General features: G+C 65.2%; 24 protein-coding genes. 15 read left to right on the top strand and 9 right to left on the bottom strand.

Annotated elements, in window-relative coordinates; all coding sequences use genetic code 11:
• Nucleotides 1-20 precede the first annotated feature (20 nt).
• The gene (locus tag PSV40_RS11715) at nucleotides 21-848 is read left to right on the top strand and encodes an ABC transporter permease (protein WP_300537633.1); all 828 of its coding nucleotides are present in this window, start codon (nucleotides 21-23) and stop codon (nucleotides 846-848) included.
• Nucleotides 849-953: 105 nt separating this feature from the next.
• On the opposite strand, the gene PSV40_RS11710 is transcribed toward PSV40_RS11715, so the two are convergent.
• On the bottom strand, nucleotides 954-1,898 hold the full coding sequence (locus PSV40_RS11710) for an SAM-dependent methyltransferase (protein WP_300537631.1): 945 nt from the start codon (nucleotides 1,896-1,898) through the stop codon (nucleotides 954-956).
• A gap of 115 nt (nucleotides 1,899-2,013) precedes the next feature.
• Here PSV40_RS11710 and PSV40_RS11705 point away from each other — a divergent pair, with 115 nt between their 5' ends.
• The 5 genes from PSV40_RS11705 to PSV40_RS11685 all read left to right on the top strand — a co-directional run bounded on the left by PSV40_RS11705 (nucleotide 2,014) and on the right by PSV40_RS11685 (nucleotide 6,006).
• A complete protein-coding gene (locus tag PSV40_RS11705) occupies nucleotides 2,014-2,463 on the top strand; it encodes a MarR family transcriptional regulator (RefSeq protein ID WP_300537629.1) in 450 nt (149 codons plus the stop codon).
• 64 nt (nucleotides 2,464-2,527) lie between these two features.
• Nucleotides 2,528-2,947, top strand: coding sequence for an organic hydroperoxide resistance protein (locus PSV40_RS11700; RefSeq protein ID WP_300537627.1), 420 nt, complete (start codon nucleotides 2,528-2,530; stop codon nucleotides 2,945-2,947).
• A 233-nt stretch (nucleotides 2,948-3,180) separates the two neighbouring features.
• Nucleotides 3,181-4,266 (top strand): DUF2855 family protein, encoded by a 1,086-nt coding sequence (locus PSV40_RS11695; protein ID WP_300537626.1) that lies wholly within the window; start codon nucleotides 3,181-3,183, stop codon nucleotides 4,264-4,266.
• Nucleotides 4,267-4,389: 123 nt separating this feature from the next.
• On the top strand, nucleotides 4,390-5,439 hold the full coding sequence (locus PSV40_RS11690; protein WP_300537624.1) for a serine/threonine protein kinase: 1,050 nt from the start codon (nucleotides 4,390-4,392) through the stop codon (nucleotides 5,437-5,439).
• Between the two features lie 33 nt (nucleotides 5,440-5,472).
• Entirely contained in the window at nucleotides 5,473-6,006 is a 534-nt protein-coding gene (locus PSV40_RS11685) for a GNAT family N-acetyltransferase (protein WP_300537622.1), read from the top strand.
• Between the two features lie 35 nt (nucleotides 6,007-6,041).
• On the opposite strand, the gene PSV40_RS11680 is transcribed toward PSV40_RS11685, so the two are convergent.
• From PSV40_RS11680 to PSV40_RS11645, 8 genes are read right to left on the bottom strand one after another with little or no spacing between them, the layout of a single operon-like run.
• Nucleotides 6,042-7,337 carry an acyl-CoA dehydrogenase family protein gene (locus PSV40_RS11680; protein WP_300537620.1) on the bottom strand — a complete coding sequence of 432 codons (1,296 nt, stop codon included), beginning with the start codon at nucleotides 7,335-7,337 and terminating at the stop codon, nucleotides 6,042-6,044.
• Between the two features lie 56 nt (nucleotides 7,338-7,393).
• Nucleotides 7,394-8,878, bottom strand: coding sequence for a 4-hydroxy-3-polyprenylbenzoate decarboxylase (ubiD, locus tag PSV40_RS11675; protein ID WP_300537619.1), 1,485 nt, complete (start codon nucleotides 8,876-8,878; stop codon nucleotides 7,394-7,396).
• 3 nt (nucleotides 8,879-8,881) lie between these two features.
• Nucleotides 8,882-9,493 carry a UbiX family flavin prenyltransferase gene (locus PSV40_RS11670; protein ID WP_300537617.1) on the bottom strand — a complete coding sequence of 204 codons (612 nt, stop codon included), beginning with the start codon at nucleotides 9,491-9,493 and terminating at the stop codon, nucleotides 8,882-8,884.
• Nucleotides 9,480-9,914 carry a putative zinc-binding protein gene (locus tag PSV40_RS11665; RefSeq protein WP_300537615.1) on the bottom strand — a complete coding sequence of 145 codons (435 nt, stop codon included), beginning with the start codon at nucleotides 9,912-9,914 and terminating at the stop codon, nucleotides 9,480-9,482. The genes PSV40_RS11670 and PSV40_RS11665 overlap by 14 nt, the downstream gene beginning before the upstream one ends.
• A complete protein-coding gene (locus PSV40_RS11660; protein WP_300537614.1) occupies nucleotides 9,907-10,431 on the bottom strand; it encodes an SCP2 sterol-binding domain-containing protein in 525 nt (174 codons plus the stop codon). The genes PSV40_RS11665 and PSV40_RS11660 overlap by 8 nt, the downstream gene beginning before the upstream one ends.
• 14 nt (nucleotides 10,432-10,445) lie before the next feature.
• Entirely contained in the window at nucleotides 10,446-11,063 is a 618-nt protein-coding gene (locus tag PSV40_RS11655; RefSeq protein ID WP_300537612.1) for a hemolysin III family protein, read from the bottom strand.
• A gap of 12 nt (nucleotides 11,064-11,075) precedes the next feature.
• Nucleotides 11,076-11,978 (bottom strand): U32 family peptidase, encoded by a 903-nt coding sequence (locus PSV40_RS11650; protein WP_300537611.1) that lies wholly within the window; start codon nucleotides 11,976-11,978, stop codon nucleotides 11,076-11,078.
• Nucleotides 11,979-11,992: 14 nt separating this feature from the next.
• Nucleotides 11,993-13,042, bottom strand: a complete 1,050-nt coding sequence (locus PSV40_RS11645) for a peptidase U32 family protein (RefSeq protein WP_300537609.1) — start codon at nucleotides 13,040-13,042, stop codon at nucleotides 11,993-11,995.
• A 328-nt stretch (nucleotides 13,043-13,370) separates the two neighbouring features.
• On the opposite strand from PSV40_RS11645, the gene PSV40_RS11640 reads away from it, so the two are divergent.
• The 9 genes from PSV40_RS11640 to PSV40_RS11600 all read left to right on the top strand — a co-directional run bounded on the left by PSV40_RS11640 (nucleotide 13,371) and on the right by PSV40_RS11600 (nucleotide 21,091).
• On the top strand, nucleotides 13,371-13,658 hold the full coding sequence (locus PSV40_RS11640; RefSeq protein ID WP_300537607.1) for a DUF2249 domain-containing protein: 288 nt from the start codon (nucleotides 13,371-13,373) through the stop codon (nucleotides 13,656-13,658).
• Between the two features lie 31 nt (nucleotides 13,659-13,689).
• Nucleotides 13,690-15,966 (top strand): nitric-oxide reductase large subunit, encoded by a 2,277-nt coding sequence (locus PSV40_RS11635; RefSeq protein WP_300537605.1) that lies wholly within the window; start codon nucleotides 13,690-13,692, stop codon nucleotides 15,964-15,966.
• A gap of 66 nt (nucleotides 15,967-16,032) precedes the next feature.
• On the top strand, nucleotides 16,033-16,284 hold the full coding sequence (locus PSV40_RS11630; RefSeq protein WP_300537603.1) for a DUF2249 domain-containing protein: 252 nt from the start codon (nucleotides 16,033-16,035) through the stop codon (nucleotides 16,282-16,284).
• Between the two features lie 17 nt (nucleotides 16,285-16,301).
• Nucleotides 16,302-16,772, top strand: coding sequence for an Rrf2 family transcriptional regulator (locus tag PSV40_RS11625; RefSeq protein ID WP_300537601.1), 471 nt, complete (start codon nucleotides 16,302-16,304; stop codon nucleotides 16,770-16,772).
• A 20-nt stretch (nucleotides 16,773-16,792) separates the two neighbouring features.
• Nucleotides 16,793-17,131 carry a metal-sulfur cluster assembly factor gene (locus PSV40_RS11620; RefSeq protein WP_300537599.1) on the top strand — a complete coding sequence of 113 codons (339 nt, stop codon included), beginning with the start codon at nucleotides 16,793-16,795 and terminating at the stop codon, nucleotides 17,129-17,131.
• Nucleotides 17,128-18,294: a hypothetical protein gene (locus PSV40_RS11615; protein WP_300537597.1), complete on the top strand. Its 1,167-nt coding sequence runs from the start codon at nucleotides 17,128-17,130 to the stop codon at nucleotides 18,292-18,294. The genes PSV40_RS11620 and PSV40_RS11615 overlap by 4 nt, the downstream gene beginning before the upstream one ends.
• Nucleotides 18,291-19,487, top strand: a complete 1,197-nt coding sequence (locus PSV40_RS11610) for an NnrS family protein (protein WP_300537595.1) — start codon at nucleotides 18,291-18,293, stop codon at nucleotides 19,485-19,487. The genes PSV40_RS11615 and PSV40_RS11610 overlap by 4 nt, the downstream gene beginning before the upstream one ends.
• 37 nt (nucleotides 19,488-19,524) lie before the next feature.
• Nucleotides 19,525-20,370, top strand: a complete 846-nt coding sequence (locus PSV40_RS11605) for a PA4780 family RIO1-like protein kinase (protein ID WP_300537593.1) — start codon at nucleotides 19,525-19,527, stop codon at nucleotides 20,368-20,370.
• Between the two features lie 91 nt (nucleotides 20,371-20,461).
• Nucleotides 20,462-21,091, top strand: coding sequence for an alternative oxidase (locus tag PSV40_RS11600; protein WP_300537591.1), 630 nt, complete (start codon nucleotides 20,462-20,464; stop codon nucleotides 21,089-21,091).
• The last annotated feature ends 3 nt before the right edge of the window (nucleotides 21,092-21,094 follow it).

The raw sequence follows: 21,094 nt of genomic DNA, 5'->3' as shown, positions 1-21,094 counted from the left end.
TGGCCCTGGAACAGACACCCATGAAAACCTCTTCTCCCTCCTCTCCTCCTTCCATATGGCGCGCGCCGGACCTGTCAGCGCGCTGGTGGCCGGTCTTCATGCGCAACTTGCTGGTCTGGCGCAAGCTGGCCATTCCCAGCCTGGTCGGCAACATTGCCGAGCCGCTGATGTGGCTGGTGGCTTTTGGTTACGGCATGGGCGCGCTGGTCGGCGAAATCAGCGTGGGCGGCGACGGCGCGGCCAAAGTCCCCTACATCCTGTTCCTGGCCAGCGGCTCGATCTGCATGAGCGCCATGAACGCCGCCAGCTTCGAGGCGCTGTATTCCGCGTTTTCGCGCATGCATGTGCAGAAAACCTGGGACGGCATCATGAATGCCCCGATCAGCCTGGACAGCGTGCTGCTGGCCGAAATGTTGTGGGCGGCGTTCAAGGCGCTGTTCACCGTCACCGCGATCCTCGGCGTGATGCTGGCCCTCGGCATCAGCCACAGCCCCAAGCTGCTGCTGGCCTGGCCAATCCTGCTGCTGGTCGGCATGATGTTTTCGTGCATTGCGCTGATCTTCAACGCGCTGGCCAAGGGTTACGATTTTTTCACCTACTACTTCACGCTGGTGCTGACGCCCATGATGTTCCTGAGCGGCATTTTCTTTCCGCGCGAGCAGTTGCCGCCGCTGGTGCGCATCATCTCCGACTGGCTGCCGCTGACCAACGCGGTGGAGATCATCCGCCCCATGTTCATGGACCAGTGGCCGGCTTCGCCCTGGCGGCACGGACTGGTGCTGGTGGGCTACACCGTAGCGGGTTTCTGGGTGGCGCTGGCGCTGACGCGCAAACGGTTCAGGGCCTGAGATACCGCATTCCACCAGAGAATGTGAGCCTTTTTGGCCTCCATCCCTTATCAGACGGGCGCAAGCAGCTATCTAATTGATAGCAATTCTTGCACTGCCAGTCTTTCAGCTTGCACTTGCTGACGCCTTGCCGCCGGCCGGCAGCGCGAAACGCGCCGTGAGTTCACCGAGGTTCAGCTCGGCCAACACTTCCTGCAGCCGCGCCTGCGCCTGACGGGTTTTGGCAGCGTTTGGCGAGGACGGCCGGCTCGCAATGATGAGTTCGTTTTTCATCGAATGCTCCCAGCCCACCAATTCGGTCACTGTGACGTCGTAACCATGGGCTTCGAGCTGCAGGCAGCGCAGCACATTGGTGATCTGGCTGCCGAATTCGCGCGTGTGCAGCGGGTGCCGCCAGAGTTCGGCGAGTGGCGTCTTCGACAAACTGAGTGCCTTGTTTTTGCGCAGCACGCCGGCCACCTCGGCCTGGCAGCAGGGCACCAGCACCATGTGGCGGGCCTGTTTTTGCAGGCCAAAGGCAATCGCATCGTCAGTGGCTGTGTCGCAGGCATGCAGGGCGGTGACGATGTCCACCTGCGCCGGCAACTGGTCCGACACTGTGGCTTGCGCAACCAGGAGATTGAGGAACGTCATGCGCGTAAAGCCCAGCTTCTGCGCCAGGGTGCGCGATTTGTCCACCAGCTCGGCACGCGTTTCAATGCCGTAGATGTGGCCACCGGTCTTCTCGCCAGGGTGGGCCACATTGAAAAACAGGTCATAAAGAATGAAGCCGAGGTAGGACTTGCCGGCGCCGTGGTCGGCCAGGGTGAAATTCCGGCCCTTGGCCGAGACCTCCTCCAGCAGCGGGGCGATGAACTGGTACAGGTGGTAAACCTGCTTGAGTTTGCGCCGCGTGTCCTGGTTGAGCTTGCCTTCGCGCGTGAGGATGTGCAACTCCTTGAGCAGCTCGATGGACTGGCCGGGCCGGAGCTCTTCAATGACCTGGACGGCTTTGGCCGGCGGCGCGTGGCGGACGGGCTTGTCGGCGCTGGGGGAATGGGAATGTTGCATGGCCCCCAGTTTAGTAGCCGGCGCGCGGCACGGGCAGAACCGCTGCAAAGTCCCTGGAGCCGGTCCTCTTCAAATTAACTTGCACACAATTTAATTGCACGATACAATTCAAACCATGTCAGGAAAAACCACCCCTACCGACGCCATGCTGCTGCTGGACAACCAGCTCTGTTTTGCGCTGTATTCCACCTCGCTGGCCATGACCAAGCTGTACAAGCCGCTGCTCGACGAGCTGGGGCTGACCTACCCGCAGTACCTGGCCATGCTGGTGCTCTGGGAAAAGGACGGCCTCACGGTGAGCGAACTCGGCGAGCGCCTGTTCCTCGATTCAGGCACGCTGACGCCGCTGCTCAAGCGGCTTGAAGCCTCCGGATTCCTGACGCGCCTGCGCGATGTGCAGGACGAGCGCCGCGTCCACATCAGCCTGACCGCCGCGGGCCGCAAGCTCAAGAGCCGGGCGGCCCGCATTCCGGGCTGCATCCTGAGCGCCACCCAATGTTCGATTCCTGAACTGGTGGCGCTGACCCAGCAGGTGCAGGCCCTGCGCCAGCGGCTGGTCGCGTAGACCCGTCCCGCCCTTCCCGTTTTCAACCCGCTTCACGCCCGAAGCATTTTCCGAGGAAATCACCATGACCACCGAGCTCGAAAAAATCCTCTACACTGCCCACGCCCACACCACCGGCGGCCGTGATGGCAAGTCCAGAACCGACGACGGCCGCCTGGACATCACGCTGAGCTCGCCGGGCACCGCCGGCACCGGCACCAACCCCGAGCAGCTGTTCGCGGCCGGTTACTCCGCCTGTTTCATAGGGGCGCTGAAGGCCGTGGCCGGCATGAAAAAGATCGCGCTGCCGAACGACGTCAGCATTGACGCCAGCGTGGACCTGGGCAAGATCCCCGCCGGTTACGGCATCGCCGTCCGTCTGGACATCAGCCTGCCCGGCATGGACCGTACCGCTGCCCAGGCGCTGGTCGACACCGCCCACCAGGTGTGCCCTTACTCGAACGCCACCCGCGGCAACATCGACGTGACCATCACGTTGAAGTAGAGCCCCCACGGTCGCTCACTGCGTGTAGCTCCCTGCCCCCCGGGGGGGCCGCTGCGCCTGCGGACTGGCAAAGCCAGATCCGCGGCCCCTGCTTGGTTGGAGAGGGCTCGCGGAAGTTCCCTTCACTTCCGATCGTTCCATGGCAGTGGTTAGTCTGAATCGAGACCCCCAAGCTGTCGCCAAAGCGGCCCGCCGGTATTGAACCGGCGGGCTTTTTCGCTTAACTTGCCGGCATGAGCACCACCACCCTTCTCGTTCGCAAAAACAATCTGGCCAGCACGCGGCTGGAAACGACTGAAGACGCCCCGCTGGCCGATGGCCAGGTTCGCGTGTCTGTCGAATCCTTTGCGCTGACCTCCAACAACATCACCTACGCCGCCTTTGGCGACGCCATGGCCTACTGGCAGTTCTTTCCCACCGGCGAAGAAGGCTGGGGCACCATCCCGGTGTGGGGTTTTGGCAGTGTGGTGCAGTCGCTGCATCCGGGTGTGGCCGTGGGTGAGCGGCTGTACGGCTACTACCCCATGGCCTCGGCCACCGTGCTTACGCCCGCGCGCCTGAACACCTCCGGCTTTCACGACGGCGCACCCCACCGGCGCGAACTGCATGCGGTCTACAACCAGTACCTGCGCTGCAGCGCCGACCCGTTTTACGCACCCGCCACCGAGGACATCCAGGCGCTGCTGCGGCCGCTGTTCATCACCTCCTTCCTGATCGACGATTTCCTGGCGGACAACGATTTTTTCGGCGCCCGGACCCTGCTGCTGTCCAGTGCATCCAGCAAGACCGCCTATGGCACGGCCTTCCAGCTGGCCCAGCGCCCCGGCATCGAAGTCATCGGGCTGACCTCGCCGGCGAATGTGGCCTTTTGCGAAAGCCTGGGTTGCTACAGCCGGGTGCTGACCTATGACCAGCTCGACCAGCTTCACGCCGACACGCCATGCATTTATGTGGACTTTGCCGGCAACGCCGGGCTGCGCCTTGCCATCCACACCCGCTTTGCGAACCTGAAGTACAGCTGCTCGATCGGCGGCACCCATGTGGCCGAGCTGGGCGGCGCCAGGGATCTGCCAGGTCCGCGCGCCACGCTGTTTTTTGCACCGGCGCAGATCAAGAAACGCAGCGCCGACTGGGGCGCGGCCGGCCTGGGCCAGCGCCTGGTGCAGGCCTGGCAGACCTTCAGCCAGCGCGCGACACATGCGCCCTCGCCCTGGCTGCTCACGCAGCACCACCAGGGTGCCGACGCCGTCGCCGCGGCCTACCAGCAGGTGCTGGCCGGCAAGGGCGACCCGCACATCGGGCATATCCTGACGTTGTGACGCGGCTGGGGTGACGACGGATAGCTATCATTTTAATAGCTGCTTGCGCTTGTCCATCAAGGGCTAGAGCCACTTTTTGCTTGAAAATTCGGGGCAGATCCGGATTGCAACGACAATGGAGGCATGACCGAACAACCCCTGGCGGCACCCGTGCCCGATGCCGTGCATGCCTACGAAAAACTCACGCCCGACGTGGTGCTGGACGCGCTGGCCAGCGTGGGCTTGTATGGCGACGGCCGGCTGATGGCGCTGTCCAGCTATGAAAACCGCGTCTACCAGGTCCACCTGGAAGCGCCGGCGGGCGCGGGCTCTGCTGCGGGTGACATCGTGGTTGTCAAGTTCTACCGGCCCGGCCGCTGGAGCGATGTGCAGATTCTCGAAGAACATGAATTTGCCACCGAACTGATGGCGGCGGAAATTCCGGTGGTCGGCGCGTTGGTCATCAACGGCCGCACCCTGCACCATTTTGAGGGCTTCAGCTTCAGCGTGTCGCCGCGCCGCGGCGGCCGGCGGCCCGAGCTGGAGGATTTCAGCGTGCTCGAATGGATTGGCCGCTTCCTCGCGCGCATCCACACGGTCGGCAGCGCCAAGCCCTTCAAGCACCGGCCCGCGCTGACCCTGCAGACCTTTGGTTTTGCCAGCCGCGACCTGCTGCTGGCCGGCAACCACCTGCCGCTGGACATGGCGTCGCGCTGGCTCAAGGCTTTCGAAGAAGCGATGACTGTGGCGCAAGCCGTGTTTGAAAGTGTGGGCGACATCCGCACACTGCGCCTGCACGGTGATTGCCACCCCGGCAACATCCTGTGGACGCCCGAAGGGCTGGAAGGCGCCGGCCCGCACTTTGTCGACCTCGACGACGCACGCTGCGGCCCCGCTGTGCAAGACCTCTGGATGCTGCTGTCCGGCGAACGCGCACAGTGCCTGCAACAGCTCGGCGCGCTGGTGGATGGGTACGAAGAGTTCCGCGAATTCGATCGCCGCGAGTTGGCACTGATCGAGCCGCTGCGCACCCTGCGCCTGGTGCACTACAGCGCCTGGCTGGCCCAGCGCTGGCATGATCCGATCTTTCCGATCAACTTCCCCTGGTTCGGCTCCAGCGACTACTGGAAAGGCCAGGTCGACATGCTGGAAGAACAGACGGAAGCCATGCAGGAAGCGCCGCTGGTGGCGTAATCACTTGTTCCAGATCCATTTTCGGGAGAAACCATGCCCGCCGAATCCTCAAGCCCTTCCATTCGCCGCCTGGAGGCCGTCACCGACGGCGGGTTGCAGTCGCTGGCCGGGCTGCTGATCGATTGTGTGGAAGGCGGCGCTTCCGTGAGTTTCATGCATCCCCTGTCCCCCGCCAGGGCACTGGCGTTCTGGCGCGGTGTGGCGGACAGCGCAGCCCGCGGTGAACGGGCGCTGCTGGTGGCCGAAGATGCCGCAGGCATCGTGGGTACCGTGCAGGTGGTGCTGGACCAGCCCGACAACCAGCCGCACCGGGCCGACGTGGCCAAAATGCTGGTGCACCGCCGGGCGCGGCGCCAGGGTCTGGGTGAAGCGCTGATGCAGGCCGCCGAGCAGGTCGCGCGCGAATGCGGCAAAACGCTGCTGGTGCTGGACACCGCCAGCGACGATGCCGAGCGGCTTTATGCCCGGCTTGGCTGGCAACGCTGCGGTGTGATTCCGGGTTATGCGCTTTTCCCGAACGGCGAGATGTGTGACACCACCTACCTCTACCGCGTACTTGCCAACTGAGGCAACTTGCCGCAGGTAAAGACAAAGCCGACACGCTACCGAATGCGCGGCGGCGCTTGCAGCTGCTCGGGCGTGGTGAAGTAGACGGCGGTGCTGCCCGCACGCGCCTTCGCCTGCGCCAGTTCGTGCCGCGCCACGGTGCGCAAATGCACCTCGTCGGGACCATCCATCAGGTGCAGGGCCCGGCCCCAGGTCCAGAAGTAAGCCAGCGGGGTATCGGGTGACAGGCCCATGGCACCAAAGGCCTGCATGGCGCGGTCCACCACCCGCGTCTGCAACCGCGCAGCCACCACCTTGATGGCCGCCACACGCGCGCGCAGTTGCGCCGCGTCATCTGCGCCTTCGTCAAGCGCCCAGGCTGCATGAAGAATCAGCAGACGCGCCTGGTCGATCTCGATGCGCGACTCGGCGATCCATTCCTGCACATTGGAAAAATCCGCAAGGTATTTGCCGAAGGCCTGGCGTTCCAGCGTGCGTTCCGTGGCCAGCTCCAATGCCAGCTCGCACTGGCCGATGGTGCGCATGCAGTGGTGCACCCGGCCCGGCCCGAGCCGTGCCTGCGCCATGGCAAAACCCTCGCCCCAACCGCCCAGCAGGTGGTCCACCGGCACGCGCACGTCGCGCAGCAGGATTTCGCAATGCCCTTCGGGCGCATGGTGATGCACCACGGCAATATTGCGCAACACCTGCAGCCCCGGCGTGTCCATGGGCACCAGCACCATGCTGTGCCGGTGGTGCGCCCCGGCCGGGTCACCCTCGCCTTGCGCCTCGTCGTTGCGGCACATCACCACCAGCAGCCGGCAGTTCGGGTGCGCCGCACCCGTGATGAACCACTTTCGGCCATTGAGCACCAGTTGCCCGCCCTCGCGCCGCACGGTGGTCTGCAGGTTGGTCGGGTCGGACGAGGCCACGTCCGGCTCGGACATCGCAAAGGCAGACCGGATGCGGCCTTCCAGCAAGGGCATCAGCCACTGCACGCGCTGCTCGGGCGTGGCAAAGCGGTGCAGCAATTCCATGTTGCCGGTGTCGGGGGCGCTGCAATTGAACACCTCCGCGGCCCAGGGCAGGCGGCCCATGGTTTCGGCCAGAGGCGCGTAATCAAGGTGGCCCAGGCGGGTACCGGGTTCGCCCTCCTGCAGGCCCGGCAGGAACAGGTTCCACAGCCCCGCCTCACGCGCCAGTGCCTTGAGGTCTTCGAGAAAAGGCGGCGGATAAATCCCCTCCTGCACCGAACGGTGCCAGGCCGCGTTGTAGGGCAGCAGGTACTGCTGCATGAAGGCTTCGAGTTGCCGGCGCAGTGCCAGTGCCCTGGGAGAGTGATTGAAGTCCATGAGGCATTGTGCGATTCGAACGAGGCGCTGTCAGAACGCAGGCGACACCCCGCCCTTCACAGCCCCAGGGACTGAAAAATGCCATCCACACGTGCCTGCACCGCCGGGTCCATGACGATGGGACGGCCCCATTCGCGCTGCGTTTCGCCGGGCCATTTGTTCGTCGCATCCAGTCCCATCTTGCTGCCCAGGCCGCTCACCGGCGAGGCGAAGTCCAGGTAATCGATAGGCGTGTTTTCAATCAACATGACGTCGCGCGCCGGGTCCATGCGGGTGGTCAGGGCCCAGATCACCTCGCGCCAGTCGCGTACGTCCACGTCATCGTCCACCACCACCACGAACTTGGTGTACATGAACTGGCGCAGGTGGCTCCACACACCCATCATCACGCGCCTTGCATGGCCGGGGTAGGCCTTTTTGATGCGCACCAGGGCCATGCGGTAGCTGCAACCTTCCGGCGGCAGGTAAAAGTCGGTGATTTCGGGAAATTGCCTTTGCAGCAGGGGAATGAACAGCTCGTTCAGGGCCATGCCGAGCACGGCAGGCTCGTCCGGGGGTTTGCCGGTGTAGGTGGAGTGGTAAATCGGGTCGCGCCGCATGGTGATGCGGTCCACCGTGAACACAGGAAACGAGGCCTGCTCGTTGTAATACCCCGTGTGGTCGCCGAACGGCCCTTCGAGCGCGTGCTGGTAGCCGCTGGGGTGGCCGGCATCCGGATAGATGTGGCCCTCGAGCACGATCTCGGCGGTGGCCGGTACGCGCAAACCGCTGCCCAGCGCGCGCACGACATCGGTACGTGCGCCGCGCAACAGGCCGGCGAACTGGTACTCGGACAGGCTGTCGGGCACCGGTGTCACCGCGCCGAGGATGGTGGCCGGATCGGCCCCCAGCGCGACCGCCACGGGATAGGGTTGGCCCGGATTCGCCGCACCATGGTCGCGAAAATCGAGCGCGCCGCCGCGGTGCGCCAGCCAGCGCATGATGAGCTGGTTGCGTGAGAGCACCTGCTGGCGGTAAATGCCCAGGTTTTGCCGCGGCTTGTGCGGCCCCTGGGTGATGACCAGGCCCCAGGTGACCAGGGGCGCGACGTCGCCGGGCCAGCAGTGCTGCACCGGCAGGCGCGTGAGATCGACGTCGGCACCTTCCCACACCACCTCCTGGCAGGGCGCCGAACGCAATTCACGCGGCGCCATGTGCCACAAGGTTTTGAGCAGCCCACCCAGACCGAGCATGTCTTTCAGGCCCTTGGGCGCTTCGGGTTCCTTGAGGGCAGCGAGCACCTCGCCAAAGGAACGCAGCGCGCGCAAGTCGGTTACACCCATGGCGCGCGCCACACGTGCCGGCGTGCCGAACAGGTTGGCCAGCACCGGCATGTTGTGTCCGGTGGGGTGTTCGAACAAGAGGGCCGGGCCCCCGGCACGCAGGACGCGGTCGCACAGTGCCGTCATTTCCAGATGGGGCGACACGGGCTCGGCCAGGCGGCGCAGGTCGCCGGTCAGCTCGAGCTGGGCCATGAAATCGCGCAGGTCGCGGTAGCGCATGGCTCAGGACCCGGCCGTGGCCCGAACCCGCCCGTCCCAGCGCGGGGCCAGGTCATGCGGCAGTTCCAGCAGGTCCAGCACACGCGCCACGCTGCCGTCCACCAGCTCGGCCACCGACTGCGGGCGCTGGTAGAAAGCCGGCATGGGCGGGCAGATGATGGCGCCCATTTCGGTCACGCTGACCATGTTGCGCAGGTGACCCAGGTGCAGCGGCGACTCGCGCACCATCAGCACCAGTCGCCGGCGCTCCTTGAGTACCACGTCGGCGGCACGCGTGATGAGGTTGTCCGCCAGCCCGTGCGCCACGGCTGCCAGCGTGCGCATCGAGCAGGGCGCCACCACCATGGCACTGGATAAAAAGGAGCCGCTCGCAATGGAGGCGCCCACATCGCGCGCGTCGTGCACCTGGTCGGCCAGGGCTTCGATGGCGGCGCGGCTCATGCCCTGCTCCTGGTCGAGGTTGCGCCAGCCCGCGTCGGACACCACCAGGTGGGTCTCGATCCCGGCCATGGCATGAAGCACCTGCAACAGGCGTGTGCCGTACACCGCGCCGCTGGCCCCGGAGATCGCAACAATGATGCGTCGGGGTGGGCGCCCGTTGTCACCGGGGGGCATGTGCGTCCGCTCCTCTGGCGGCGGCCGCGCCACCGGGAGTGGCTACACGCAGCGGCACCGCCAGCAGGTCGGCCGCCACACGCTCGAGCACCAGCGCCGCCTGCGCGGGATCGAAATCCTCATGCGTGCGCTTTTTGACACCGTATTGCTGGAGCGGGTAGTGCCGGTCGGCCGTGATGCCATGGCGCGCCAGCACGCTTTTCACGCAGGCCAGCGGACAGCCATCGAGCGCGATGACGGGCCGCCCGGAGCGCACGATTTTCATCAGATGGGGCACGTCACCGCCCACCCCGGCAATGCAGGACATTTCGGCGACGCCGCGCCGGTCCAGCTGCAGCGCCACCTGATTGGCCAGCTGTGCGGCGCTGGAGCATCCCGAACAGGAATAAACCAGCGGCAAACTGCGGCGGTCCTCAGTCATGATTTTTACCTGCATGCTGACGCGGGCCGACACCGGCCGACCGCTGCCGTGGACCCAGACGTGCCAGCATCTGGAGCGGCGTCCACTGCTGCAAGTCCAGCACCGGCAACTCCAGGGCATCGAGCGCGTTCTTGACGACCAGGCCCAGTTCGGTGTCGCCCTCCATCGCGAGGCGGCGGCTGAAAAAAAGCGTGTCCGGATCTTCCTGGCGCTGCGCCAGGCGCATGAAATCGTGGGCGCTGGCACTGATGGCCAGGTCGGTGGCCTGCTGCCGGGGACAGGCGGCGAAGCGCTGCCCCGTCCAGGAAAAGTCAAAGGTCAGGCGCGCATCACGCACGTGGATGCGCAGCTTCTTGTGCAGCAACAGGTGGCCCACGTCGGCCGGCAACTGGTGCGCCAGGCCCAGGTTAAGCGCGCTCACCAGCAGCACCGAGCCGGGATAAGCCGGGAGGCGCTCCAGCAGCGACCCGAGGGCCGGCGGCAATGCAAAGGGAGGAAAGGACGAAAGGGGTTTCATGGTGGTCCGCAGAGTCAGGCCACATAAAGCAGCACGGTGATGAAGTGGCAGATGCTGCCGCCCAGCACAAACAGGTGCCACCAGCCGTGGCCGTGGCGCAGCTTGTGGTCGGTGGCGTAAAAACCAATGCCCAGGGTGTAGCAGGCACCGCCCGCGGCCAGCCAGGCAAAGCCCGGGGGCGTCAGGGCGGTCCACAAGGGCGACACCGCCACCAGCGCCAGCCAGCCCATCAGCACATAAATGACCAGTGACAGCACACGCGCGCCCTTGGCCAGCCAGATTTCCTGCACGATGCCCAGCAGCGCCAGGCTCCACACCACGCCCATCAAGGACCAGCCCCAGGCGCCGCGCAGCGACACCAGCGCGAAGGGCGTGTAGCTGCCGGCGATCAGCAGGTAGATCGAACAATGGTCAAACTTGCGCAGCACGTTTTTCGCGCGGCCGCGCACGCTGTGATACAGCGTGGAAAAGACGTACAGCGCCACCAGCATGGCACCGTAGATGCTGAAGCTCACAATTTTCCAGGGGTCACCAACGAAGCCGGCGGGCACGATCAGTGCGACGGAACCCGCCACCGCCAGCCCGGCGCCGACGAGGTGGCTGATGCTGTTGAAACGTTCACCGTGGTACATCGTTGTCAACCCTCAGCCAGCGACCGCGGCTTCCACCTGCTCCAGGCCGGGGCGGCCGTGCCAGTAGCCATTGCAGCCCTTCTCCGGCATGAGGGGCTGCATGCGTGCCAGCGCCTCCTGCGGCGTCAGCACCTGCTTGCGCGCCGCATCGAACAGGGCGATCACCTCTGCCATGTGCTGCGCCTGCGGGCTCAGGCGGACCACATCCACACCCGCGGCACGCATGTCCTCCAGCGCATCGACCAGGTTGTAGACGCGGGCCGACTGGGTCTGCGTGCCGTTGAGCACCAGGAACTCCTCGCTCTCGCGGGTCCTGAGCATCAGGCCGTCCGGGTGGTCGAGGCAACTGAAGCGGCAGTCGTCCTTGGGCAGGTTGCGCTGCCGCGCGGTAAAGCAGCGCGCCGAGTAGGCCAGCGGCATGCGCCCGTAGGCAAACACCTCGGTCTCCAGACCGGACGGGCGGTCCTGCTGCAACAGCGCAAGATCACTTTGCTTCATCTCCAGCGGCATCACCCAGCGGCTGGCGCCCAGCGAGGTCATCCATTGCAGCGACGCCGGGTTGTACAGGTTGAGGTGCGGGCCGGCCACAAACGGCAGCTTGCCGGCCAGGCGGTGGACGGCCCCCATGTCGTTGGCCTCGACGCGGAAATTGCCATTGGCCGTGATCCTGTGCATGGTGCCGACGTCGCTGCCCGACTCGAGCAACACCTGGGTAGAAAGCACCACTTCCTTGCCGGCAGCGTACAGGCGTGCCGCGATGTCCAGCCAGTCGGCCAGGCGCAACTCATGACGCCGCGAACACACGGTCTCGCCGAGGTAGACCACATCCACCGGTGTCCCAGCGACTGCGTCGTAGAAATTGAAGACTGTCTCCCGCTGCCAGTAATACAGCAGCGGGCCCAAGGCGATTTTCATAGGGCGGGTTTCCATCATTTCCAGGGCCGGTGGTAAGCGCCCAGCGTGTGCTGCTGGCCTTCGGCCACCTGGTCGAGGCTGGCCATCCAGCTGGTTTTCGGTGCGTAGCGATGCGGGTTGGCGACGCAATGGTCGATGGCCTCACGCCAGACCCGCGTCACCTGCGCTACATAGGCGAGGCTGCGCTGGCGGCCTTCGATCTTGATGGCGCGCACACCCATCTTCATGAGCTGGGGCAGGAGCTCGAGCGTGTTCAGGCTGGCGGGCTCCTCGATGGCGTAATAACTCTGGTCATCACCCACGTCGAAGCGCCCCTTGCACAACGTGGGGTAGCCGGCGTTTTCCCCGCTGGCATACCGGTCGATCAGCACGCCGCCCAGCCGCGATTCCAGGCCCTGCGGTGTTTCCTGCCAGCGCACGGACTTGGCCGGCGAACACACGCCGTGTGTATTGGGCGACTCGCCCGTCACATAGGACGACAGCGCGCAGCGCCCTTCCACCATCACACACAGGCTGCCAAAACCAAACACCTCGATTTCCACCGGTGTCTTGTCAATGACCTGCCGCACCTGTTCCAGCGACAAGACACGGGGCAACACCGCGCGAACGATGCCGAACTGCTCGCGGTAGAAGTTGATCGCCTCGTAATTGGTGGCCGAACCCTGCACCGACAGGTGCAGGCGCAGCGCCGGATAACGCGATGCGGCGTATTGCATAAGCCCGGGATCCGCCAGGATCACTGCATCCACCCCCAGGTTCACAGCCTGGTCCAGCGCCGCGCGCCAGGGACCGGGGTTGGCGGCCTGCGGATAGGTATTGAGCGCCATGAAAACCTTACAGCCGCGCTCGTGGGCATACCGGATGCCCGCGGCAATGGCGGCCTCGTCGAAATTGAGGCCGGCAAAGTTGCGTGCGTTGGTTGCATCGCGCAGGCCCAGGTAGACACAGCTGGCGCCGTTGTCCACTGCGGCTTTCAGGGCCGGCAGGCTGCCGGCCGGGCAGACCAGTTCCGGCGGGGCTGGGTGGGACAGGACAGGTTCGGCAAGAGGTGTGGAAGTGGTCATGCGGTGGCGATGGGACGTCGGGCCCCGAACGGAGCCGTCACAACGCACGACCATACGCCGATCCTTCCAGATACTTTCTGATCCCCGTCAAGAAATCGGCTCAAGGCTGTGAAGGCCGATCGCGCAAGTGGGGTTCTCAAACGCCCGACCATCCGGAGGGAAGCAGCGCCGAATCCCGGGACAAGGCATGGCGGGGAAACGAGGTGAGCGGCCATCAACGGTGCAATTGACCTGAATCAATAGGGGAATGACCATGGATCATTCTTATAGATGTATTATATATGCACCTTATAAATCATCCCTGCTTGTTCTTGTTACTGGAGTCTCCATGAGCCATACCTCTGCCCCCACCGCGCTTGATATCCGTACCTTTGCGCCCCGCGAGCGAGATCCCCTGGTCTTCTCGACCTTCAGCCAACTCCGCGCCGGCCAGGCCCTGGAATTGATCAACGACCATGACCCGCAGCCGCTGCATCACCAGTTCCAGGCCGAATGGCCTGGCAAGTTCAGCTGGGCTTACCTGGAACAGGGGCCGGAGACCTGGCGCGTGGCCATCACCCGGCTGGCGTCCGTTCACAGCGACGGCCAATGCTGCGGCTCCTGCGGCGGTGCCTGATCCCCTTTAAAGAAACCAGAAGGAATACGCGGTGAAAAACAACAACATGCTGTGGCGCTGGCTCGGCTTCATCTTTGTCCTGTCGTTTGGGGCCCTGGGTTACCTCGGCGTGCAAATCTACCTGACAGCCCCTCCCATCCCCAAGGCCGTCGTCACCACGTCGGGCGAGGTACTTTTCACCGGCGAGGAGGTCCAGAAAGGCCAGCAGGTCTGGCTGGCCAGCGGCGGCCAGCAGCAAGGCAGCGTCTGGGGCCACGGCGCCTATCTGGCGCCGGACTGGTCGGCTGACTGGCTTCACAGGGAAGCACTGGCGCTCCAGACCATCCATACGCAGGCGTTGCGCAAGGACCCGTCGGCCATGACAGCGTCCGACCGCGGCGCGGTCGATGCTGCGCTGAAGGAGGAAATTCGGCGCAACACCTATGACCCCACCAGCGAAACTGTCACCGTGTCACGCGATCGTGCACAGGCAATCCGCGAAGTGGCGAGTCACTACAACGCCCTGTTCGGCAGCGATGTGCTGCTGGACAAGCTGCGTGACCAGTACGCGATGACGGGCAACCTGCTGCCGGACGCGGCAGATCGGCATGCGCTCACCGCTTTTTTCTTCTGGACATCCTGGGCCGCAACCACCGACCGACCGGACGAGAAAAACCTGTCTTACACCAGCAACTGGCCGCATGAGCCGCTTGTGGGCAACAAGATGACCGACTCGGCCGCGATCTGGTCGATGGTCAGCATCGTCCTGCTGCTCGGTGCCATCGCCGCGATGTTGTGGCTGCATGGCAGCCAGCGGCATGAGCCGGAGTCGGTGCCGCCCAAGGCCGATCCGCTGCTCGGCGCGGTCGCCACCCCTTCGATGAAGGCCACGCGCAAGTACTTCTTTGCCGTGATCGGTCTCATGCTGCTGCAGATCGCCATGGGCGTGGTCACGGCGCACTACGCCGTCGAAGGCCAGTCCTTTTTCGGCCTGCCGCTGGCCCAGGTGTTGCCTTATGTGGTGAGCCGCACGGTGCACACCCAGGTCGGCATCTTCTGGATCGCCACCGCCTGGCTGGCCACCGGCCTGTACATCGCCCCCCTGCTGTCGGGACGGGAACCCAAGTTGCAAAAGCTCGGCGTGGACGTTCTGTTCTGGGCGTTGATTGCCATCGTGGTCGGCTCCACCGCCACAGCGTGGCTTGGCACGCTGCAACGCCGGGGCGTGGACTTCGCGTTCTGGGTGGGCAACCAGGGGCTGGAATTCACCAGCATGGGCCGCGTCTGGCAAATCCTGCTGTTCGTGGGTCTGCTGTTCTGGGTGTTTCTGCTGGGCCGCGCCCTCTGGCCGGCGCTGAAAAAACCCTCGGAAACGCGTGGACTCATCGCCATGGTCTTCCTGTCCGCAACCTGCATTGGCGGCTTCTATGCCACCTCGCTGACCTGGGGCCAGAACACGCACTACTCGATGGTCGAGTACTGGCGCTGGTGGCTGGTTCACCTGTGGGTGGAAGGATTCTTCGAGGTGTTCGCCACCGCCGTGGTTGCGCTGATCTTCACCAAGCTGGGACTGGTGCGAACTGAAAGCGCCAACCGCGCCATCATCGCGGAGACCATCGTGTTCCTGTTCGGCGGCATCCTCGGCACGCTGCACCACCTGTACTTCACCGGCACACCCACCTCGGTGATTGCTGTCGGCGCGGTGTTCTCTGCCCTGGAAGTCGTGCCCCTGACCCTGATCGGCCTTGAAGCGCTGCAGACCTACCGCCGTTCCAGGGCCCTGCCCTGGCTCGCCACTTACAAGTGGCCCGTCATGTGTTTTGTGGCTGTGGCCTTCTGGAATACCGTCGGTGCCGGCCTGCTCGGCTTTGCCATCAACCCACCGGCCTCGCTCTACTATGTGCAGGGGCTGAACATGACGCCCGCCCATGGTCACGCCGCCCTGTTCGGTGTCTACGGCATGCTCGGCATCGGCCTGATGCTGTTCTGCCTGCGCGGCCTGTATGCACGCCACCTGCATGCCGACAACATCCTCAAGCCTGCCTTCTGGAGCCTGAACATCGGCCTGGCGATGATGGTCTTCCTGTCCCTGCTGCCGGCCGGCATTTACCAGGCCTGGGCCAGCGTGAGCAAGGGCCTGTGGTACGCCCGCTCGCCGGAAATCATCCACTCACCCGTGATGGAGACGCTGGTCTGGATGCGGGTACCCGGCGACATCCTGTTCGCCATCGGGGCGGCCCTGCTGGCCTGGTATGCCCTGCGTCTTTTGCGGCGTCCCGCGGTTCAACCCGCCACCGCCATCAACGCAAAGGCGGCGCCCGGTCTCTGACCTCCTTCGAAAGGCCGGCCGCGCCGGCCTTTCGTCCCTTTCCCCCCTTTTATTGGAGCTTTCACCATGAGCGAGATCCAGACCCTCAACAATATCCACCCCTTCGACGCCCGCGGTGTTGCCAAACGGTTCCGCCACGCGGCCATCTTCGGCGCCCTGGAAAGCCTGCACCCCGGGGAAACCATGCGTTTCGTCAACGACCACGATCCCCTGCCCTTGCTGGGCCAGCTGCAGCAGGCCTTCGGCGAAAAGCTGGGCATCACCTATGTCCGGCGCGAGCCGGGGGAAATCGTGATCGACTTCGAGGTACGCGGCTGAGGCCTTACATTCTCCGTATGAAACTCACCACCTTTACCGACTACAGCTTGCGTGTGCTGATCTATCTGGCCGCGCAGCCCCAGAAACGCGCCACGATTGCCGAAATAGCAGCCTCTTTCGACGTGTCGGAAAATCATCTGACCAAGGTGGTACACCTGCTCGGTAAAAACGGCTGGCTGGCCAATGTGCGCGGCAAGGGCGGCGGGCTCGAACTGGCCATGCCGCCCGAACTGGTCGGCGTCGGCGCGGTGGTGCGCCAGACCCAGGGCGCGGCGGTGGTGGCCGAATGTTTTTCTGATGAGGGCAACCACTGCGCGATCACACGCATCTGCCGGCTGCGTGGTGTGCTCGGTGAAGCGGTCGAGGCCTTCTACACCGTGCTGGACCGCTACACCCTGGCCGACCTGGTTCAGAACCGCCAGTCGCTGGCCAAAGTGCTGTTTATCGACAGGACAGCGCCCCCGACGGCGGCAAAACGCGCCGCATGAGCGCTGATGCCGGACCTGCCATGACCGAGCCCAAAGCGCCATTTCCCTACGAAGGCCCTGAGCCACTGCGGCAACCCCTGGTGGCGGCGCTGACGCGGGTGGTCGACCCGGAGGTCGCCATGAGCATCGTTGATGTCGGGCTCATTTATGGCGTCACCGTAACTGACGAGAAACTGCATGTCCGGCTGACCATGACATCCGCCGCGTGCCCGGTCGCCGATCTCATCATCGACGAGGTCGAGACCGAGCTGGACCGCGTGGCACCGCCGGAATTGCTGATCGAAGTTGAACTGGTCTGGGAACCGCCCTGGTCCGCCGACCGGATGAGCGAACGCGCCAGGCGCTTCATGCAGTGGTGAACACCTCGCGCCGCACCAAACCACCGCAACGCCAGACGGCGCCGCGATGGATGACCCTGACCGTGCGGCCGCTGCTGCTGGGAGGGGTTGCTCTGTCGCTGCTGGCCGGCATCGCAGGGGGCCTGCTGCGCGCGGGTGTGGCCCTGCCCGCCCTGCCGGATGCCGTCTGGCCCGGCCAGGCCGCACTGGCCCATGCGGCATTGATGATCTGCGGTTTTCTCGGCACCGTCATCGGCATCGAACGGGCCGTGGCCGTCAAGCTGCGCGCCGCTTTCCTCGCACCGCTGGCCTCGGGTGCAGGTGGCGCGCTCCTGCTGCTGGGTCAGCCCGGGCCGGGCGCGTGGCTGGGCGTGGCCGCGGCCGCCATCTTCACCGCGGTCAACATCGTGATCGTGCGGCGCCAGCGCGCCGTCCACACCTGGCTGCTGCTGGTCGCCGCGGCAGCGTGGCTGACCGGCAACTTGCTGTTCGCCACGGGCCAGGGCAGCATGGCGACGCTGCCCTGGTGGTTCGCCTTTCTCGTGATGACCATCGCCGCCGAGCGCCTGGAAATGACGCGGCTGATGCGCCGGCGGCCCGCCGCGGAGCTGTCGCTGCAGGCCGTGCTGGCAGCGCTGCTCGCGGGCGCGGCCTGGTCGGCCCTGGCACCGGTTGCCGGCGGGCTGTTGTACGGGGCAGCGCTGACCCTGCTGGCGCTGTGGCTGGCGGTCTTCGACATTGCCCGCCACACCGTCCGGGCACACGGACTCAGCCGATATATGGCGGTTTGCCTGCTCGGCGGCTACGCGTGGCTGGCCGTGGCGGGCGTTGCGTGGGCCGCCACCGCCCTGGGCCTGCCCCTGCGCGACGCCGCACTGCACGCCCTCGGCCTGGGCTTCATCGTCAGCATGATGATGGGCCATGCACCGGTGATCCTGCCGGCCATTGCGCGCGTCAAGCTGCAGTTCGGCGCCTTTTTCTACGTGCCGCTAGCCGTGTTGCATCTCTCCCTGTTGCTGCGCCTGGTCGCTGGAATGGCAGGTGACTCGCTGCGCAGCACCGGCGCCCTCCTCAATGCTGCCGCAATCGCGCTGTTTGCGGCCACCATCGCCGGCGCTGCCGTGGCCTGGCGCATCCAGCATGGCGGGGCCGACGCCCTGCCCACCCGAAAGACATCCTCATGACACCGTTCATCAAAATCGCGGAGCCTCCCCGCCCTTCGCCAGCACCTGCCGGTTGGGCCCTCTGGGACCTCGGCTTTCGTCCGTTCTACCTGCTGGCAAGCACTTTCGCCGCCTTGTCCATCGGCCTGTGGGCGCTGCAATTTTCCGGATGGCTGGGCCTGCCCTATCTGCAGGGGCCGATGTGGCATGCCCACGAGATGCTGTTCGGCTTCGCACTGGCCGTGGTCGTTGGTTTCCTGTTCACGGCCGGACGCAACTGGTCGAACCGGCCGACGCCCACCGGCTTGCCCCTGGCCGCGCTGGCCACGCTGTGGGTGGCGGGCCGGGTGCTGGTACTCACACCCTTCGGCTGGGCGGCAGCCGTCGTCAATGTCGCTTTCCCGCTCGCTGCCGCCATCGCGCTGGCGATTCCCTTCATCGCCGCGCGCAATCGCCGCAACTACTTTTTTGTCGGCCTGCTGCTGCTGATGTCGGCAGCCGTGCTCGGCATTCACCTGGCACAACTCGGCGTGATGCAGCTTCCAGGCTGGGTCGGCATCCAGCTCGCCCTCGATGTCATGCTGTTCATCATGGCCGTGATGGGCGGCCGTGTGATCCCCATGTTCACCAACAACGGCGTCCCGGGAGCCAATGCCACGCGTCAGCCCTTGCTGGAGAAAGCCGCGCTGGGCAGCGTGCTGGTGCTGCTGCTGGCCGACGCCGTGCAACTGCAGGGCGCGTGGCTGGCCGCCGTGGCTGGCGCCTGCGCGCTTGCCCACCTTGCCCGCTGGAGCCTGTGGCGGCCCTGGAAGACAGGGCGTGCGCCGCTGGTCTGGGTGTTGCAGGTCGCCTACTTCTGGATACCGGTGCATCTCGCACTGCGCGCCCTGGCTGCAGCGGGATGGGTGGCTCCCTCGTTGGCCACGCACGCGCTGACGGTGGGCGCCATCGGCGGTCTCATCATCGGCATGATGACGCGTACCGCACGCGGCCACACCGGCCGGCCGTTGCGGGCCGACCGCAGCGATGTGGCCTGTTATGTTCTCATCCTGCTCGCGGCGCTGGTCCGCGTGTTCGTGCCGCTCGCCGTCCCGGCCTGGATCATCGAGGCCACGCTGTGGTCGGCAGCACTGTGGTCTGCCGGCTTCGCGCTTTATGCCGTGCGCTACTGGCCGGTGCTGACCCGGCCGCGTATCGACGGGCAGGCAGGCTGACTGCAGGCGCTTTACCCGCGGGGCGCAAAATAGGGTCATGAAACCACCCAAGCGACTGCAGTCATTGATCGAAGAAGGCCTGATAGACACCGTGGTGCGGCAGTTGATGAGCGGCAAGGAAGCCATGGTCTACGTCGTGCGCTGCGGTGACGAAACGCGCTGCGCCAAGATTTACAAGGAGGCCGACCAGCGCAGCTTCCGGCAGGCGGTGGACTACACCGAGAACCGCAAGGTCAAGAACACGCGCCAGGCGCGTGCGATGGCCAAAGGCACGCGTTTTGGCCGGCAGGCAGCCGAGGCGGCCTGGCAAAGCGCCGAAGTCGATGCACTCTATCGCCTGGCGGCCGCCGGTGTTCGCGTGCCCAAACCGCACAATTTCTGCGACGGCGTGCTGCTGATGGAGCTGGTGACCGACGAACATGGCGATGCGGCGCCGCGCCTGAACGATGTGGAATTCACGCCCGAAGAAGCGCGCCTGCACCATGCCACGCTGCTCACGGAAGTGGTGCGCATGTTGTGCGCCGGCGTCGTGCACGGCGACCTGTCCGAGTTCAATGTGCTGCTGGCCGCGGACGGTCCGGTGATCATCGACCTGCCGCAGGCGGTCGATGCCGCCGGCAACAACCACGCCAGCCGCATGCTGCTGCGCGATGTCGCCAATCTGCGCGGCTTTTTCGGCCGTTTCGCGCCTGACCTGCTGACCACCGACTACGGCCATGAGATCTGGGACCTGTACCAGCGCGGCGTGTTGCGGCCCGATACGGTGCTCACCGGCCGTTTCGCGCACAAGCTCGGGCCGGTGGACATGGGCGCCGTCATGGGCGAAATCGATGATGCGCGGGCCGAAGAAGCGGCGCGTCGCCTGCGCATGCAGACCCTGTAGGCCCACGCGGCCTGGTGTCGGACAGACAGGCGAACCCGTTTCGTGTACGGTGGTCCGGAAGGCTGCACATCCCGTGCATGCGAAGGCTCCGATGAACAATCCCCACTACACACCACGTACTTTTGGCGACCGCTTTGCCTACGCCTTTGTCCGTTTACTGCGCTTTTTTGCCGACCTGTTTTTTGCCAAGCGCTACGGCCACCGTGCGATCGTGCTGGAAACCGTCGCCGCGGTTCCCGGCATGGTGGGGGCCACGCTGACGCACCTGCGCTGCCTGCGCCGCATCGAGGACGACAAGGGCTGGATACGCACGCTGATGGACGAGGCCGAGAACGAGCGCATGCACCTGATGACCTTCATCAAAATCGCGCAGCCCAACTGGTTCGAGCGCGCGCTGGTGATCCTTGTGCAAGGCTTTTTCTACAACGCCTACTTCCTGCTCTACCTGATCGCTCCGGGTGTGGCGCACCGCGTCGTCGGTTACTTCGAGGAAGAGGCCTGTACCAGCTACACCCACTACCTGGAACTCATCGACTCGGGCGCCCATGCCAACGTGGCCGCCCCGCAGATTGCGAAGGACTACTGGAAACTGCCCGCCGACGCCACCTTGCGGGACGTGGTGCTGGCCGTGCGGGAAGACGAGGCGGGCCACCGCGACGTGAACCACGGTTTTGCCAATGAACTGCATGGCGGCGGCACGCAGCGCCACGCCGCCGGCTGAGAA

It is taken from the genome of Polaromonas sp., assembly GCF_029945925.1.
In the GTDB taxonomy this organism is placed as follows: Bacteria; Pseudomonadota; Gammaproteobacteria; order Burkholderiales; family Burkholderiaceae_C; genus Polaromonas.
Note: the sequence above shows the minus strand (reverse complement) of the source record. Positions and strands in the feature narration are given on the sequence as shown.

What these genes read in the sequence shown, in the direction of transcription:
- PSV40_RS11715 (WP_300537633.1), top strand. Translation starts at nt 21, where the DNA reads ATGAAAACCTCTTCTCCCTCCTCTCCTCCTTCCATATGGCGCGCGCCG.
- PSV40_RS11710 (WP_300537631.1), bottom strand. Translation starts at nt 1,898, where the DNA reads ATGCAACATTCCCATTCCCCCAGCGCCGACAAGCCCGTCCGCCACGCG.
- PSV40_RS11705 (WP_300537629.1), top strand. Translation starts at nt 2,014, where the DNA reads ATGTCAGGAAAAACCACCCCTACCGACGCCATGCTGCTGCTGGACAAC.
- PSV40_RS11700 (WP_300537627.1), top strand. Translation starts at nt 2,528, where the DNA reads ATGACCACCGAGCTCGAAAAAATCCTCTACACTGCCCACGCCCACACC.
- PSV40_RS11695 (WP_300537626.1), top strand. Translation starts at nt 3,181, where the DNA reads ATGAGCACCACCACCCTTCTCGTTCGCAAAAACAATCTGGCCAGCACG.
- PSV40_RS11690 (WP_300537624.1), top strand. Translation starts at nt 4,390, where the DNA reads ATGACCGAACAACCCCTGGCGGCACCCGTGCCCGATGCCGTGCATGCC.
- PSV40_RS11685 (WP_300537622.1), top strand. Translation starts at nt 5,473, where the DNA reads ATGCCCGCCGAATCCTCAAGCCCTTCCATTCGCCGCCTGGAGGCCGTC.
- PSV40_RS11680 (WP_300537620.1), bottom strand. Translation starts at nt 7,337, where the DNA reads ATGGACTTCAATCACTCTCCCAGGGCACTGGCACTGCGCCGGCAACTC.
- ubiD (WP_300537619.1), bottom strand. Translation starts at nt 8,878, where the DNA reads ATGCGCTACCGCGACCTGCGCGATTTCATGGCCCAGCTCGAGCTGACC.
- PSV40_RS11670 (WP_300537617.1), bottom strand. Translation starts at nt 9,493, where the DNA reads ATGCCCCCCGGTGACAACGGGCGCCCACCCCGACGCATCATTGTTGCG.
- PSV40_RS11665 (WP_300537615.1), bottom strand. Translation starts at nt 9,914, where the DNA reads ATGACTGAGGACCGCCGCAGTTTGCCGCTGGTTTATTCCTGTTCGGGA.
- PSV40_RS11660 (WP_300537614.1), bottom strand. Translation starts at nt 10,431, where the DNA reads ATGAAACCCCTTTCGTCCTTTCCTCCCTTTGCATTGCCGCCGGCCCTC.
- PSV40_RS11655 (WP_300537612.1), bottom strand. Translation starts at nt 11,063, where the DNA reads ATGTACCACGGTGAACGTTTCAACAGCATCAGCCACCTCGTCGGCGCC.
- PSV40_RS11650 (WP_300537611.1), bottom strand. Translation starts at nt 11,978, where the DNA reads ATGAAAATCGCCTTGGGCCCGCTGCTGTATTACTGGCAGCGGGAGACA.
- PSV40_RS11645 (WP_300537609.1), bottom strand. Translation starts at nt 13,042, where the DNA reads ATGACCACTTCCACACCTCTTGCCGAACCTGTCCTGTCCCACCCAGCC.
- PSV40_RS11640 (WP_300537607.1), top strand. Translation starts at nt 13,371, where the DNA reads ATGAGCCATACCTCTGCCCCCACCGCGCTTGATATCCGTACCTTTGCG.
- PSV40_RS11630 (WP_300537603.1), top strand. Translation starts at nt 16,033, where the DNA reads ATGAGCGAGATCCAGACCCTCAACAATATCCACCCCTTCGACGCCCGC.
- PSV40_RS11625 (WP_300537601.1), top strand. Translation starts at nt 16,302, where the DNA reads ATGAAACTCACCACCTTTACCGACTACAGCTTGCGTGTGCTGATCTAT.
- PSV40_RS11620 (WP_300537599.1), top strand. Translation starts at nt 16,793, where the DNA reads ATGACCGAGCCCAAAGCGCCATTTCCCTACGAAGGCCCTGAGCCACTG.
- PSV40_RS11610 (WP_300537595.1), top strand. Translation starts at nt 18,291, where the DNA reads ATGACACCGTTCATCAAAATCGCGGAGCCTCCCCGCCCTTCGCCAGCA.
- PSV40_RS11605 (WP_300537593.1), top strand. Translation starts at nt 19,525, where the DNA reads ATGAAACCACCCAAGCGACTGCAGTCATTGATCGAAGAAGGCCTGATA.
- PSV40_RS11600 (WP_300537591.1), top strand. Translation starts at nt 20,462, where the DNA reads ATGAACAATCCCCACTACACACCACGTACTTTTGGCGACCGCTTTGCC.